The organism is Entomohabitans teleogrylli, from assembly GCF_001484765.1.
Lineage (GTDB): Bacteria > Pseudomonadota > Gammaproteobacteria > Enterobacterales > Enterobacteriaceae > Entomohabitans > Entomohabitans teleogrylli.
Genome location: NZ_KQ947382.1, coordinates 1 through 14,040 on the forward strand (window position 1 = coordinate 1; position 14,040 = coordinate 14,040).

The 14,040-nt window shown below is 55.4% G+C and carries 14 protein-coding genes and 1 tRNA gene; 10 read left to right on the top strand and 5 right to left on the bottom strand.

Features of this window, described 5'->3' with window-relative positions; genetic code table 11:
- The first annotated feature begins 52 nt into the window (after positions 1-52).
- Positions 53-128 (top strand) — tRNA-Trp (locus AQ981_RS10715).
- Positions 129-242: 114 nt separating this feature from the next.
- On the opposite strand, the gene hdfR is transcribed toward AQ981_RS10715, so the two are convergent.
- Positions 243-1,064 (bottom strand): HTH-type transcriptional regulator HdfR, encoded by an 822-nt coding sequence (gene hdfR, locus AQ981_RS10720; RefSeq protein ID WP_058911749.1) that lies wholly within the window; start codon positions 1,062-1,064, stop codon positions 243-245.
- Between the two features lie 119 nt (positions 1,065-1,183).
- Between hdfR and AQ981_RS10725 the strand changes: the two genes are divergently transcribed.
- A complete protein-coding gene (locus AQ981_RS10725) occupies positions 1,184-1,522 on the top strand; it encodes a MaoP family protein (RefSeq protein ID WP_058911750.1) in 339 nt (112 codons plus the stop codon).
- A gap of 63 nt (positions 1,523-1,585) precedes the next feature.
- On the opposite strand, the gene AQ981_RS10730 is transcribed toward AQ981_RS10725, so the two are convergent.
- A complete protein-coding gene (locus AQ981_RS10730; protein ID WP_058911751.1) occupies positions 1,586-3,115 on the bottom strand; it encodes a YifB family Mg chelatase-like AAA ATPase in 1,530 nt (509 codons plus the stop codon).
- A 339-nt stretch (positions 3,116-3,454) separates the two neighbouring features.
- Between AQ981_RS10730 and ilvL the strand changes: the two genes are divergently transcribed.
- The 7 genes from ilvL (at position 3,455) to AQ981_RS10760 (ending at position 10,723) form a co-directional block, all read left to right on the top strand.
- Positions 3,455-3,553, top strand: a complete 99-nt coding sequence (gene ilvL / locus AQ981_RS25990; protein ID WP_071608871.1) for an ilv operon leader peptide — start codon at positions 3,455-3,457, stop codon at positions 3,551-3,553.
- 140 nt (positions 3,554-3,693) lie between these two features.
- Positions 3,694-5,340 (top strand): acetolactate synthase 2 catalytic subunit, encoded by a 1,647-nt coding sequence (gene ilvG / locus AQ981_RS10735; RefSeq protein ID WP_058911752.1) that lies wholly within the window; start codon positions 3,694-3,696, stop codon positions 5,338-5,340.
- Positions 5,337-5,600, top strand: coding sequence for an acetolactate synthase 2 small subunit (gene ilvM, locus AQ981_RS10740; RefSeq protein ID WP_058911753.1), 264 nt, complete (start codon positions 5,337-5,339; stop codon positions 5,598-5,600). Before ilvG ends, ilvM begins: the two co-directional genes overlap by 4 nt.
- 16 nt (positions 5,601-5,616) lie before the next feature.
- Positions 5,617-6,546: a branched-chain-amino-acid transaminase gene (ilvE, locus tag AQ981_RS10745; RefSeq protein WP_058911754.1), complete on the top strand. Its 930-nt coding sequence runs from the start codon at positions 5,617-5,619 to the stop codon at positions 6,544-6,546.
- Between the two features lie 64 nt (positions 6,547-6,610).
- Positions 6,611-8,461, top strand: coding sequence for a dihydroxy-acid dehydratase (ilvD, locus tag AQ981_RS10750; RefSeq protein WP_058911755.1), 1,851 nt, complete (start codon positions 6,611-6,613; stop codon positions 8,459-8,461).
- 2 nt (positions 8,462-8,463) lie between these two features.
- On the top strand, positions 8,464-10,008 hold the full coding sequence (ilvA, locus tag AQ981_RS10755) for a threonine ammonia-lyase, biosynthetic (protein ID WP_058911756.1): 1,545 nt from the start codon (positions 8,464-8,466) through the stop codon (positions 10,006-10,008).
- A gap of 10 nt (positions 10,009-10,018) precedes the next feature.
- On the top strand, positions 10,019-10,723 hold the full coding sequence (locus AQ981_RS10760; RefSeq protein WP_058911757.1) for a DUF2461 domain-containing protein: 705 nt from the start codon (positions 10,019-10,021) through the stop codon (positions 10,721-10,723).
- Here AQ981_RS10760 and ilvY read toward each other — a convergent pair.
- Positions 10,718-11,602: an HTH-type transcriptional activator IlvY gene (ilvY, locus tag AQ981_RS10765; RefSeq protein WP_058911758.1), complete on the bottom strand. Its 885-nt coding sequence runs from the start codon at positions 11,600-11,602 to the stop codon at positions 10,718-10,720. The two genes, AQ981_RS10760 and ilvY, sit on opposite strands and share 6 nt — an antisense overlap.
- A 164-nt stretch (positions 11,603-11,766) precedes the next feature.
- Here ilvY and ilvC point away from each other — a divergent pair, with 164 nt between their 5' ends.
- The gene (gene ilvC / locus AQ981_RS10770) at positions 11,767-13,242 is read left to right on the top strand and encodes a ketol-acid reductoisomerase (RefSeq protein ID WP_058911759.1); all 1,476 of its coding nucleotides are present in this window, start codon (positions 11,767-11,769) and stop codon (positions 13,240-13,242) included.
- An 81-nt stretch (positions 13,243-13,323) separates the two neighbouring features.
- Here ilvC and ppiC (AQ981_RS10775) read toward each other — a convergent pair whose 3' ends face one another.
- Both ppiC (AQ981_RS10775) and ppiC (AQ981_RS10780) read right to left on the bottom strand, forming a co-directional pair.
- Positions 13,324-13,605: a peptidylprolyl isomerase PpiC gene (gene ppiC / locus AQ981_RS10775; RefSeq protein ID WP_058911760.1), complete on the bottom strand. Its 282-nt coding sequence runs from the start codon at positions 13,603-13,605 to the stop codon at positions 13,324-13,326.
- Between the two features lie 50 nt (positions 13,606-13,655).
- On the bottom strand, positions 13,656-13,937 hold the full coding sequence (gene ppiC / locus AQ981_RS10780) for a peptidylprolyl isomerase PpiC (RefSeq protein ID WP_058911761.1): 282 nt from the start codon (positions 13,935-13,937) through the stop codon (positions 13,656-13,658).
- Positions 13,938-14,040 lie beyond the last annotated feature (103 nt).

The following is a 14,040-nucleotide window of genomic DNA, read 5'->3' on the forward strand; positions in this document are numbered from 1 at the left end:
TGTCACGCAGGGGGTCGCGGGTTCGAGTCCCGTCCGTTCCGCCACCCTATTTAGGGGCGTAGTTCAATTGGTAGAGCACCGGTCTCCAAAACCGGGTGTTGGGGGTTCGAGTCCCTCCGCCCCTGCCAGAAAACATCCTTAGCATTTGCTAAGGATTTTTTTTGCCTGAAATTTACCTGCCAGAGGTTTCTTACCCATACCTGGGGTAAAACACATTCATTCCATGCATGCATAAAGCGCTGTCATTCAACCAGCGGCTTTTTTAGCAACATTTTAATCTGTTCCTGCTTATCACAGTTTTGCAGCCATATAGCGTACAGTGGACGCGTTAAAATCGGGCGCTGCTGCATCCTGACCAGATCCTTACGCGACTCGGCCCATAAAACAGGAAGCCAGGTGCAGCCGTTAAGAGAGGGGAGCAACTGGCAGGCCAGCTTTGCTGAACCGGTTGTCAGCGCTGGGATCGCGTCCATGGCAATCAGATCTTCTTCATGTTGTCTGAAATCGGCCCCCCACTCCAGGCGTAGATACTGTAATTTACCTTCAGGGCGTAGCGGCGCTGAACAATATAAGGCCAGATCAAATTGCCCCAGTAACTGGCTGCTGAATTCGTCCATTTTAGGAGATTCGGTGGTAAGCAGGAGATCCAATTGCCGTTCATGAAGTTGTTTTACCAGCGACTGGCGTTGTGAAATTCTCGCTTCAATCTGCATATCAGGATTATCCCGATAGACATGCTCCAGCCAACGGGGAAGTACACATTCCCACAGCGATGCGCTGGCGCCGATAGAGAATTCGTTATGCTGCGCGGTCAGGGAGACATCTTTTTTGGCCGCCAGCCAGGTGTTCATCAAGTTCTCGGCATAGGGGAGTAAACGTTCACCTGCGGAGGTCAGACGAATATTGTTCCGGTGGCGGGTAAAAAGGTTTACTCCAAGCTGATTTTCAAGCTGACGAATACGAAAGCTAACTGCTGACTGGGTAAGATAGAGTGCTTCTGCCGCCCGGCCAAAGTGACGTGTTCTGCTCACTTCCAGGAAGGTTTTCAGCAATTCAGTATCCACAACGCTCTCCAAAAAATTTTTTGTCGTTATGATTTAAATGTTTTGTTTTACACTATGTCAAGCCTAACTAATACTCCGCGCCATAAATAGCTCGGCCAAGAGAATTAGGAGCGTGTAGGATGGCGGAAAGCTTTACGACGACTAATCGATTTTTCGACAATAAACATTATCCGCGCGGGTTCTCTCGTCATGGTGACTTCACCATCAAAGAGGCACAGTTACTTGAACGTCATGGATATGCTTTCAATGAGCTGGATCTTGGTAAACGTGAACCCATTACCGAAGAAGAAAAGCTTTTTGTAGCCGTATGCCGCGGTGAACGTGAGCCAGCGTCAGAAGCGGAGCGTGTCTGGAGTAAGTACATGGCGCGTATTAAGCGCCCCAGACGTTTTCATACCCTGTCCGGCGGTAAGCCGCAGATGGATACAGTAGAAGACTATAGCGACAATGATGATTAAACGACGGGGCACGATGCCCCGTTTTTTTATCCCTCTTCCTGTCACCTTCCAGGATAACCTTTATCAGATACCCTGTGATACCTGTTTGTGTAAGTGAATCAGAAGCCTGTCGATTGCCCGGTAACTCAGTGCTTCCTGAATATGCGGGCGTTGAATATCCGCTTCGTGCGCCATATCGGCGATAGTACGGGAGACTTTAATCAGTCGCTGCCAGGCCCGGACAGACAGACCAAGCCTGATTAACACCTCTTCGAGCCATACGGCATCTTCTGCTGTGAGCTTACAGTAGTGACGCGTTTCGTGGTTGTTCAGCGCCGCGTTTAGCTTTCCCTGGCGCGCCAGTTGCTGGTGACGCAGGGAGACTACTCTTTCCCTGACTATGGCGCTGGATTCGCCTTCCTGTGCCTGTTGGCTGAGTACCCCTGGTGGTAAGAGGGGGATCTCCAGAGATAAGTCGAAACGATCCAGAAAAGGCCCGGACAGGCGGCTCAGATAGCGCATCACCTGTTGCGCAGAACTGCGGTTATGACTCCCCTGATAGTGCCCGGTCGGGCTGGGGTTCATGGCGGCGATAAGCTGAAAGCGGGCCGGATAACATATCTTGGCACGGGTGCGGGAAATATGGATTTCTCCTGACTCGATGGGCTCTCTTAACGCATCCAGCACCCGCCGCTCAAACTCCGGGAGCTCGTCCAGAAATAGTATGCCATTGTGCGCCAGAGATATCTCTCCGGGGACCGGTAGCGTTCCGCCGCCAACCATCGCATTTAATGATGCGCTGTGGTGCGGCGCCCTGAAGGGGCGCAAACGCCATTGCTTTTCCAGCGCATACGGATTTACCAGGCTAAGGATTGCAGCGTTTTCAATCGCCTCTTCAGCGCTCAGGGGCGGTAACAGGCCACCGAGGCGGCTGGCGAGCATGGTTTTACCGGTTCCTGGTGGCCCCATTAATAACAGGTTATGTCCGCCCGCGGCGGTGATTTCCAGTACCCGCTTTCCCTGCGCCTGACCGATAATTTCATTGATATCAGGCCCACTGTCACCCGGCGCGTCCGGTTTGCGCTGCGGCGCTCTCAACTGCGCTTTACCTTCCAGGAAGGCGCAGACTTCTGCCAGATTGCCGGCAATATGGCACCCTTCCAGCTCCAGTAAGCCGATTTCATGCTGGTTCTCTTCGGAGACGACAATCTGTCTGCCAGCCAGCAGGGATTCTCTGGCCCCGCAAATAGCGCCGGAAACCCCCCTCAGCGCGCCGCTAAGGGCCAGTTCGCCAATGAACTCATAATCCGCCAGCCGGTTGGTAGAAAGTTGCTCAGAAGCGGCAAGGAGCGCCAGCGCGATGGGAAGATCGTATCGCCCGCCCTCTTTAGGGAGGTCGGCTGGGGCCAGATTGATGGTGATCTTGCGGGCAGGGAAGGTATATCCGCTGTTAATGATGGCGCTGCGTACCCGATCGCGCGCTTCTTTCACGGTGGTTTCCGGTAACCCGACAATGGTTAATGCCGGAAGCCCCTGGCTGATATGCGCCTCAACGGTCACCTGCGGTGCGGCAATTCCCAGTGCGGCTCTGGTATGAATAATGGCCAGCGACATAGCTCCTCCTTGCCGGCTGGAGTATGCCATCGACAAGAGGAGGACTGAACGGGGAAGATCAATATCTACGACTTATATAGGAGATTATTTCCTTGTTTTCGCCGTAGTTCATGAAGAATGGAGGCCTGATCGCAAAAGATAGTTTTCTCTTATGTTGATTGTAACAAGGTAAAAAAGAGCAGATTTTGAAAAGTTACCTTACTCTATGAAAAATAATAATTTTTTATTCAATAAATTTCTGTGCCGAAAAATCGTCAATAAAAATTTCTTGTCAGTGCAGCATCCTCTGTGATAACTCTTTAGGTATTCCTTCGAACAAGAAGCAAGATTGAACAGAAGATGACAGCCCTTCTACGAGTGATTAGCCTGGTCGTGATAAGTGTGGTGGTGATTATTATCCCACCGTGCGGGGCTATGCTCGGAGATAGAAAGGCTTAGAAGTCAGAGTCTTAATCGAAAAGAACCCCCGCACCGAAAGGTCCGGGGGTTTTTTGTTGGCCTTTAGAAATGCAGGAAGAGCAGAGAATGCGCTACAGAATAAAATTCTGTTTCTTCGGCAATGTGACAGGTAACTAACTATGAATGGTGCACAGTGGGTGGTACATGCGTTGCGAGCGCAGGGAGTTGAAGCGGTTTTCGGCTATCCAGGCGGGGCAATTATGCCGGTCTATGATGCATTGTACGACGGCGGCGTGGAGCACTTACTCTGTCGGCATGAGCAGGGCGCGGCGATGGCGGCTATCGGTTATGCGCGCGCTACCGGGAAAACTGGCGTGTGTATCGCCACATCAGGCCCGGGGGCGACTAACCTGGTGACCGGTCTGGCGGATGCGCTGCTGGATTCGGTGCCGGTAGTGGCGATTACCGGTCAGGTTGCCGCACCGCTCATTGGTACTGACGCCTTCCAGGAAGTGGATGTACTGGGTCTGTCTCTGGCCTGTACCAAGCATAGCTTTCTGGTGGAATCGGTAGAAGAGTTGCCCCAAGTGCTGGCAGAGGCGTTTGAAATCGCTAGATCGGGTCGTCCGGGACCGGTTTTAGTCGATATCCCGAAAGATATTCAACTGGCTCAGGCCGATCTGGAACCGTGCCTCGCCTCAGTGGAAGATGCCGTTGCTCTGCCGGTTAGCGAACTGGAGCAGGCTCGCCAGATGCTGGCTGCCGCGCGTAAACCGATGTTGTATATCGGCGGTGGTGTAGGGATGGCTCAGGCGGTACCTGCGCTGCGTGAATTCATTGCGGTAACCGGCGTTCCATCGACCTGTACCCTGAAAGGGCTGGGAGCAGTTAACGCTGAGTCGCCGTTTTATCTGGGAATGCTGGGGATGCACGGCAATAAAGCCGCAAATCTGGCAGTTCAGGCGTGCGATCTGTTAATTGCCGTCGGCGCGCGCTTTGACGATCGGGTGACCGGTAAACTGGACACATTCGCGCCTCATGCCAGCGTTATCCATATGGATATCGATCCGGCGGAAATGAACAAACTGCGCCAGGCGCATGTCGGGTTGCGCGGCGATTTGAATGCCTTGCTTCCGGCGCTGGCGCAGCCGCTGCAACTGGACGACTGGCGGGCGGAAGTGGGCGCGCTGCAGGCGGAGCACGGTTGGCGCTACGACCACCCGGGAGACGCTATTTATGCGCCGCTGCTGCTAAAACAGTTATCGGAGCGCAAACCGGCTACCGCGGTCGTGACCACAGATGTCGGCCAGCACCAGATGTGGGCGGCTCAGCATATGTCCTTCAACCGCCCGGAAAATTTTATCACTTCCAGCGGACTGGGCACCATGGGTTTTGGCCTGCCTGCGGCGGTTGGCGCCCAGGTGGCCCGGCCGGAGGATACGGTAATCTGTATCTCCGGAGACGGTTCGTTCATGATGAACGTTCAGGAACTGGGGACCGTAAAACGAAAACAGTTACCGTTAAAAATTGTTTTACTGGATAACCAGCGTTTAGGCATGGTGCGCCAGTGGCAACAGCTATTCTTCTCCGCCCGTTATAGTGAAACCACACTCTCTGATAATCCCGATTTTCTTACGCTGGCCAGCGCTTTCGGCATTCCCGGCCGGCACATTACTCGTAAAGACCAGGTGGAAGCGGCACTGGATGCCATGCTGAACAGCGATGGGCCTTATCTGCTTCACGTCTCAATTGATGAGCTTGAGAACGTCTGGCCACTGGTACCCCCCGGTGCCAGTAACTCGCAAATGCTGGAGAAATTATCATGATGCAACATCAGCTCGCCGTTCAGGCCCGTTTTCGTCCGGAAACGCTGGAGCGCGTACTGCGCGTAGTACGCCATCGCGGCTTTCAGGTCTGCGCCATGAATATGGCGTCCGCCGCCGTTCCCGGGAACATTAATATCGAATTGACCGTTGCCAGCCCCCGGCCTGTCGAATTACTGTTTAGTCAATTAAGCAAGCTGGCTGACGTCGCCTGCGTCGAAATTCAGCAACCGCAACTTACATCACAACAAATCCGCGCCTGAGCGCAAAGGAAGAAAAATGACGACCAAAAAAGCTGATTACATCTGGTTCAATGGCGAGATGGTTCCGTGGGGCGAGGCAAAGGTTCACGTGATGTCCCATGCGCTGCATTATGGTACCTCTGTGTTTGAAGGTATCCGTTGCTATGACTCTCACAAAGGTCCGGTGGTGTTCCGTCATCGTGAACATATGCAGCGTCTGCATGATTCAGCCAAAATTTACCGTTTCCCGGTTTCACAAAGCGTTGATGAGCTGATGGAAGCCTGTCGTGAGGTGATTCGCAAAAACAACCTGACCAGCGCCTATATTCGTCCGCTGGTTTTTGTTGGCGATGTTGGTATGGGCGTTAACCCGCCTCCGGGATATAACACAGACGTGATCATCGCGGCGTTCCCGTGGGGCGCTTACCTTGGCGCGGAAGCACTGGATCAGGGGATCGATGCGATGGTTTCTTCCTGGAACCGCGCGGCGCCGAACACCATTCCGACGGCAGCGAAGGCGGGCGGCAACTATCTTTCTTCTCTGCTGGTCGGCAGCGAAGCGCGCCGTCACGGCTATCAGGAAGGGATCGCGCTGGATGTAAACGGCTATCTGTCTGAAGGAGCAGGGGAAAACCTGTTCGAAGTGAAAGACGGTATTTTGTTTACTCCGCCGTTTACCTCTTCCGCGCTGCCGGGGATCACCCGCGACGCGATTATCAAACTGGCGAAAGATCTGGGTATCGAAGTCCGCGAACAGGTGTTGTCGCGGGAATCCCTGTATCTGGCTGATGAAGTCTTTATGTCCGGCACCGCCGCGGAAATTACCCCGGTGCGCAGTGTGGATGGTATCCAGGTAGGGGCAGGGCGCTGCGGCCCGGTCACTAAACGTATTCAGCAAGCCTTCTTCGGTCTGTTCACCGGTGAAACCGAAGACAAGTGGGGCTGGTTGGATCAGGTTAATAATTAAGATAAAAACGGGACGGCACACAGCGTCCCGCTTATTTTAGACAGAGACTGGGAGTAACTAAAGCATGCCTAAGTATCGTTCCGCCACTACCACGCACGGCCGTAATATGGCGGGTGCCCGCGCCCTGTGGCGCGCAACCGGGATGACCGATGCCGATTTCGGGAAGCCGATTATCGCCGTGGTTAACTCCTTTACTCAGTTTGTGCCGGGCCACGTGCATCTGCGCGATCTCGGTAAACTGGTTGCGCAGCAGATTGAAGCCAGCGGCGGCGTCGCCAAAGAGTTTAATACCATTGCCGTGGATGACGGTATCGCCATGGGACACGGCGGCATGCTTTATTCCCTGCCTTCCCGCGAGCTGATCGCGGATTCGGTGGAGTACATGGTTAATGCTCATTGTGCGGACGCCATGGTGTGTATTTCCAACTGCGACAAAATCACCCCGGGGATGTTGATGGCCTCCCTGCGTCTGAATATTCCGGTGATCTTTGTCTCCGGCGGCCCGATGGAGGCCGGTAAAACCAAACTGTCCGATAAAATCATTAAACTCGATCTGATCGATGCCATGATTCAGGGCGCCAATCCGAACGTCAGCGATGAAGAGAGCGCCCAGTACGAGCGTTCCGCCTGCCCGACCTGTGGTTCCTGCTCGGGGATGTTTACCGCCAACTCGATGAATTGCCTGACGGAAGCGCTGGGGCTTTCTCAGCCGGGTAACGGTTCCCTGCTGGCGACCCACGCCGACCGTAAACAGCTATTTCTCAATGCCGGGAAGCGTATCGTCGAACTGACCAAACGTTACTACGAACAGGATGACGCCTCAGCGCTGCCGCGCAATATCGCTAACAAAGCGGCGTTCGAAAACGCCATGATGCTGGATATCGCTATGGGCGGTTCCACTAACACAGTACTGCACCTGCTGGCGGCGGCTCAGGAAGCGGAAATCGATTTCACGATGAGCGACATCGATCGCCTGTCACGCAAAGTGCCGCAACTGTGTAAGGTGGCGCCAAGCACGCAGAAATACCATATGGAAGATGTCCACCGCGCAGGCGGCGTGCTGGGGATCCTCGGCGAACTGGATCGCGCCGGCCTGCTGAACCGCGATGTATCCAACGTGCTGGGCCTGACCCTGCCGCAAACCCTTGAGCAGTATGATGTAATGCTGACGCAGGATTCGGCGGTGAAAGAGATGTTCCGCGCCGGTCCGGCGGGCATTCGCACGACAGAAGCCTTCTCGCAGTCGTGCCGCTGGGATTCGCTGGATGATGATCGGGCCGGGGGCTGTATTCGTTCCCTGGAACATGCCTACAGTCAGGACGGCGGACTGGCGGTGCTGTATGGCAACTTCGCGGAAAATGGCTGTATTGTAAAAACCGCCGGAGTAGACGACAGCGTCCTGAAATTTACAGGTCCGGCGAAAGTGTATGAAAGCCAGGATGATGCGGTGGAAGCCATTCTCGGCGGCAAAGTAGTGGCCGGCGATGTGGTGGTGATCCGCTACGAAGGGCCGAAAGGCGGGCCGGGGATGCAGGAAATGCTCTACCCGACCAGCTTCCTGAAGTCGATGGGTCTGGGCAAAGCCTGCGCGTTGATTACTGATGGTCGTTTTTCGGGCGGTACCTCCGGTCTGTCTATCGGCCATGTTTCTCCGGAAGCGGCCAACGGCGGGAGCATCGGTCTGATTGAAGACGGCGATATCATCGCGATTGATATCCCGGGTCGCAGCCTCCAGCTGGAAGTGAGCGATCGAGAGCTGGCGGCGCGTCGTGAAGCGCAGGAAGCGCGCGGCGACCAGGCGTGGACGCCGAAAGCCCGTGAGCGCCAGGTTTCCTTTGCGCTGCGCGCATACGCCAGCCTTGCCACCAGTGCGGATAAAGGCGCGGTGCGCGATAAATCGAAACTGGGAGGTTGAGTATGGCCGAATCCCAACCCCTGTCAGCCGCCCCGGAAGGGGCGGAGTACCTGAGGGCGGTACTGCGTTCGCCGGTCTATGAAGCCGCTCAGGTGACGCCGCTGCAGAAGATGGAAAAGATCTCCGCCCGGATGGACAACGTGGTGCTGGTTAAGCGCGAAGACCGCCAGCCAGTGCACAGTTTCAAACTGCGCGGCGCTTACGCGATGATGGCCGGCCTGAGCGAAGAGCAAAAAGCGCACGGCGTGATTACCGCTTCTGCGGGCAACCATGCCCAGGGCGTGGCGTTCTCCGCTTCCCGTCTTGGGGTGAAAGCGCTGATTGTGATGCCGGTCGCTACGGCGGATATCAAGGTGGACGCGGTACGTGGGTTTGGCGGCGAAGTGCTGCTCTACGGCGCCAACTTTGATGAAGCGAAAGCCAAAGCCATTGAGCTGGCTCAGCAGCAGGGTTTTACCTGGGTGCCGCCGTTTGACCACCCGGCGGTGATCGCCGGACAGGGTACGCTGGCACTGGAGCTGTTACAGCAGGATGCTCACCTCGATCGTATCTTTGTGCCGGTGGGCGGCGGCGGACTGGCGGCTGGCGTGGCGGTGCTGATCAAACAACTGATGCCGCAGATCAAAGTGATCGCGGTGGAAGCGGAAGACTCCGCCTGTCTGAAGGCGGCGCTGGATGTCGGGCAGCCAGTAGATTTACCGCGGGTCGGGCTGTTTGCCGAAGGGGTTGCCGTGAAGCGTATCGGCGATGAGACCTTTCGCCTCTGCCAGGCTTATCTGGACGATATTGTCACTGTGGACAGTGACGCTATCTGCGCGGCGATGAAAGATCTGTTCGAGGATGTACGCGCCGTGGCGGAACCTTCTGGCGCGCTGGCGCTGGCGGGAATGAAAAAATATGTCCAGCAGCACAACATCCGCGGCGAACATCTGGCCCATATTCTTTCCGGGGCGAATGTTAACTTCCACGGTCTGCGCTACGTTTCAGAACGCTGCGAACTGGGGGAACAGCGTGAAGCGCTACTGGCGGTAACCATTCCGGAAGAGAAGGGCAGCTTCCTGAAGTTCTGCCAGCTGTTGGGCGGGCGGGCGGTGACCGAGTTTAATTACCGTTTCGCCGACGATCGCGAGGCCTGTATTTTTGTCGGCGTCCGGCTGAGCCGCGGCGTGGAAGAGCGTGAAGAGATCATCGCGCTGCTTACGCAAGGCGGTTACGGCGTAGTGGATCTCTCCGACGATGAAATGGCCAAGTTGCACGTGCGCTATATGGTGGGTGGTCGCCCGTCGAAGCCGCTGCAGGAGCGTCTGTATAGTTTCGAGTTTCCGGAATCGCCGGGGGCGCTGTTGCGCTTTCTCCAGACGCTGGGGACGCACTGGAATATTTCGCTGTTTCATTACCGCAGCCACGGTACGGACTACGGCAGAGTACTGGCGGCGTTTGAGCTGGGTCAGCATGAGCCGGATTTCGAAACCCGGCTGCATGAACTGGGTTATGATTGCCACGACGAGACCGATAACCCGGCATTCCGTTTCTTTTTAAAAGGGTAGGTAACCAGGTATGGCAGGGAGCTTCGCGGGATTTGAGCAACAGGGTTTGACCTTTCTCCAGCAGGTGCGTATTGAAAACGACAAAGAGTGGTTTGAGGCGCATCGCGATGTTTACCAGCAAAGCCTGCTAACCCCCTTACGGGCGCTGGTGGATACCCTGGCGCTGGCGATGCTGGAGATCGACCCGCAATTTGAAACCCGCCCCGCCATTGGTAAAACTCTGTCGCGTATCCACCGGGATACGCGTTTTTCTCACGACAAATCCCGCTACCGCAGCCGGATGTGGCTGACGTTTAAACGGCCGGGGAAAGACTGGACTGATGCGCCGGCCTATTTCTTTGAACTGGGGCCGGATATGTTGCGCTATGGTTTGGGCTATTACAGCGCCAGCAAAGCGACGATGGATCTGTTCCGCCATACCCTGAAACAGCGGCCACAGCCGTTTCTGGCCGTTGCGCAGCAGTGCTGCCAGGGTGGGTTTGAACTGGTGGGGGAGAGTTATAAGCGGTTGCTGGTGAAAGACCTCGATCCGGTTATCTCATCGTGGTATCACCGCAAATCTTTTGCCGTGATGGTTACCAGCAGCGATGTGGAGCCGCTTTTCCATCCGCAACTGGCGCAGACGCTGACTCATGGTTTCCGCCAACTGGAGCCGCTGTATCAATGGCTGATGAATGTGGAGTCCATGAAGCAGATTGACCCGGCTGATTTATGACAGCAGTCGCCAGAATGCGCTGACCAGCGGCTCGTGGAGCCGCTTTTTTTGTACGCAGACGCCCAGTTCAAAGGGCGTTTTTTCATCGCTGCGCTCAAGGATCAGCACGCGATTACGCACCGGCTCCGGGCTGTTTTCCAGCACCACTTCCGGGATCAGCGCCACGCCGCAGCCCAACGCCACCATTGAAACCATCGCCTCGTGGCCGGCTACCGTGGCATAAATGGCCGGATTACTGATTTTGTTGCGCCGGAACCACAGTTCAATCCGCCGCCGGACCGGGCCCTGATCCGGCAGGATAAACGGCACCTTCGACCAGTCGGGATCGATCTCGCTGACCTGGTTGCGCACCGGACACGGCAGCGCTGGCGCAATCAGCACTACCGCCAGATTTTCCAGCATCGAAAAGGCTATTGAACCAGGCAGGGTCTCTGGCTTGCCGGCAATTGCCAGATCGGCTTCCCCGGTCACTACTTTTTCCATGGCGTCGGCGGCATCGCCGGTAGTGAGTTTAATTTCCACCGAGGGATGTTCGGCCCGGAAGCGGTCGAGAATCGGCGGCAGATGGCTGTAGGCAGCGGTGACCGAGCAAAACAGGTGCAGTTCGCCGCAGAGCGATGGTCCCTGCTGATCGATGGCGTGTCGCAACTGTTGATACTGCAGCAGGGTTTGCTGGGCGAAGGTGCGCAACGCTTCTCCGGCTTCGGTCAGAGTGACGGTTCGATTATCACGGATGAACAATGGTTGGCCGAGATCCTCTTCCAGGCGCTGAATCTGGCGCGAAAGGGTCGAGGGGCTGACGTGCATCGCCCGCGCGCTACGGCCAAAGTGGCGGCTTTCCGCCAGATGGAGAAAGGTTTTCAGATCGCGTAAATCCATGATTCGGTGCCCCGGGTTTATTATTGCGCATTGTGCAACGTCACGTTGTTAATATATCAATTTGCGCAATACATTTCCTGTCATATAGTGGAGTCATTATCGCAGGCTTTGACACGGCTGGCGTTCTGAACAACAAGCACAATATGACATCACGGAGTTACACAATGGCTAACTATTTCAACACTTTGAATCTGCGTCAGCAACTGGCGCAACTGGGTAAATGTCGCTTTATGGCGCGCGATGAGTTTGCTGATGACGCCAGCTACCTCAAAGGGAAAAAAGTGGTCATTGTCGGTTGCGGCGCTCAGGGCCTCAACCAGGGTCTGAACATGCGTGACTCCGGGCTGGATATCTCCTACGCTCTGCGTAAAGAAGCGATTGCGGAAAAGCGTGCTTCCTGGCGTAAAGCGACCGAAAACGGCTTTAAGGTCGGGACTTACGAAGAGCTGATCCCGCAGGCGGATCTGGTGGTTAACCTGACGCCGGACAAACAGCACTCTGACGTGGTGCGTTCCGTACAGCCGCTGATGAAAGATGGCGCCGCGCTGGGCTACTCCCACGGTTTCAACATCGTTGAAGTGGGCGAGCAGATTCGTAAAGATATCACCGTGGTGATGGTTGCACCGAAATGCCCGGGCACCGAAGTACGTGAAGAGTACAAACGTGGATTCGGCGTTCCGACCCTGATCGCGGTTCACCCGGAAAACGATCCGAAAGGCGAAGGTATGGCGATTGCTAAAGCCTGGGCTGCAGCGACGGGCGGTCATCGTGCCGGCGTGCTGGAATCCTCTTTCGTTGCGGAAGTGAAATCTGATCTGATGGGCGAGCAAACCATTCTGTGCGGCATGTTGCAGGCAGGTTCCCTGCTGTGCTTTGACAAGCTGGTGCAGGAAGGCACTGACCCGGCTTATGCGGAAAAACTGATTCAGTACGGCTGGGAAACGATCACCGAGGCGCTGAAGCAGGGCGGTATCACTCTGATGATGGATCGCCTGTCCAATCCGGCGAAACTGCGCGCTTATGCGCTCTCTGAGCAACTGAAAGAGATCATGGCGCCGCTGTTCCAGAAACATATGGATGATATCATCTCCGGTGAATTCTCCTCCGGCATGATGGAGGACTGGGCGAACGACGATAAGAAACTGCTGACCTGGCGCGAAGAGACCGGCAAAACCGCGTTCGAAACCGCGCCGCAGTACGACGGCAAGATCGGCGAGCAGGAGTACTTCGATAAAGGCGTGCTGATGATCGCGATGGTGAAAGCGGGTGTTGAACTGGCGTTCGAAACCATGGTGGATTCCGGCATCATCGAAGAGTCTGCTTACTATGAGTCACTGCACGAGCTGCCGCTGATCGCCAACACCATCGCCCGTAAGCGCCTGTATGAAATGAACGTGGTTATCTCCGATACCGCCGAATACGGTAACTACCTGTTCTCTTATGCCTGCGTACCGCTGCTGAAAGAGTTCATGACCACGCTGCAGCCGGGTGATCTGGGTAAAGCGATTGCTGAAGGCGCGGTAGACAACGCGCAACTGCGCGATGTTAACGAAGCGATTCGCGGCCATGCTATTGAGCAGGTGGGTAAAAAACTGCGCGGTTATATGACGGACATGAAACGCATCGCCGTCGCGGGGTAATCAGAATATCGGGTAGCGCTGCGCTTACCCGATGATTAATGCTCATCAGCCCGGTAAGCCTCTGCGCTACCGGGCTGTTTGTTAGTTACGATACAGCACTTTAATGATGTGGTAACCGAACTGGGTATGCAGTGGGCCGGTTGGCTCCAGTACCGGGCAGGAGAAGACCACTTTATCAAACGCCGGCACCATCTGGCCCTGTTTGAATTCGCCCAGGTGACCGCCTTTTTTGCCCGACGGGCAAATTGAGTGCTTCTTCGCCAGCTTCTCAAAATCGCCGCCGTTTTTAATCTGCTCCAGCAGGTCGTGTGCCAGTTTTTCTTCTTTAACAAGGATATGCATTGCTGCCGCGGTTTTAGCCATGAAGTGCTCTGAGGTAATTGAGATGAATCGGGTCGCAATAATAGCATGCGCTAGCGGCGATACAGCACCTTGATAATGTGATAGCCGAATTTGGTTTTGATCGGGCCGCAGGGCTTGAGTAGCGGGCAACTGAAGACCGCTTTATCGAACGGACCCACCATCACGCCCTGTTTAAACTCCCCTAAATCGCCGCCGTTGCGGCCGGATGGACAGGTGGAGTAACGTTTTGCCAGATGATCAAAGCTGACGCCTTTTTCCAGCTTTGCGAGGATTTCCTGGGCCAGTTTTTCCGTCTTCACCAGAATGTGCAGTGCCGCCGCGCTTTTTGCCATAATAAATTCCCGAAGCGTAAATCAGTTAGCTCACACTCTATCATTCGCTGGCGGACAGCGGTAAATCTCCGCCCGGCTTTCTGCTACAATCCTTCCCCCGTCA

Coding starts and splice junctions, on each gene's coding strand:
- AQ981_RS10725 (WP_058911750.1), top strand. CDS start 1,184: ATGGCGGAAAGCTTTACGACGACTAATCGATTTTTCGACAATAAACAT.
- AQ981_RS10730 (WP_058911751.1), bottom strand. CDS start 3,115: ATGTCGCTGGCCATTATTCATACCAGAGCCGCACTGGGAATTGCCGCA.
- ilvL (WP_071608871.1), top strand. CDS start 3,455: ATGACAGCCCTTCTACGAGTGATTAGCCTGGTCGTGATAAGTGTGGTG.
- ilvG (WP_058911752.1), top strand. CDS start 3,694: ATGAATGGTGCACAGTGGGTGGTACATGCGTTGCGAGCGCAGGGAGTT.
- ilvM (WP_058911753.1), top strand. CDS start 5,337: ATGATGCAACATCAGCTCGCCGTTCAGGCCCGTTTTCGTCCGGAAACG.
- ilvE (WP_058911754.1), top strand. CDS start 5,617: ATGACGACCAAAAAAGCTGATTACATCTGGTTCAATGGCGAGATGGTT.
- ilvD (WP_058911755.1), top strand. CDS start 6,611: ATGCCTAAGTATCGTTCCGCCACTACCACGCACGGCCGTAATATGGCG.
- ilvA (WP_058911756.1), top strand. CDS start 8,464: ATGGCCGAATCCCAACCCCTGTCAGCCGCCCCGGAAGGGGCGGAGTAC.
- AQ981_RS10760 (WP_058911757.1), top strand. CDS start 10,019: ATGGCAGGGAGCTTCGCGGGATTTGAGCAACAGGGTTTGACCTTTCTC.
- ilvY (WP_058911758.1), bottom strand. CDS start 11,602: ATGGATTTACGCGATCTGAAAACCTTTCTCCATCTGGCGGAAAGCCGC.
- ilvC (WP_058911759.1), top strand. CDS start 11,767: ATGGCTAACTATTTCAACACTTTGAATCTGCGTCAGCAACTGGCGCAA.
- ppiC (WP_058911760.1), bottom strand. CDS start 13,605: ATGGCTAAAACCGCGGCAGCAATGCATATCCTTGTTAAAGAAGAAAAA.
- ppiC (WP_058911761.1), bottom strand. CDS start 13,937: ATGGCAAAAAGCGCGGCGGCACTGCACATTCTGGTGAAGACGGAAAAA.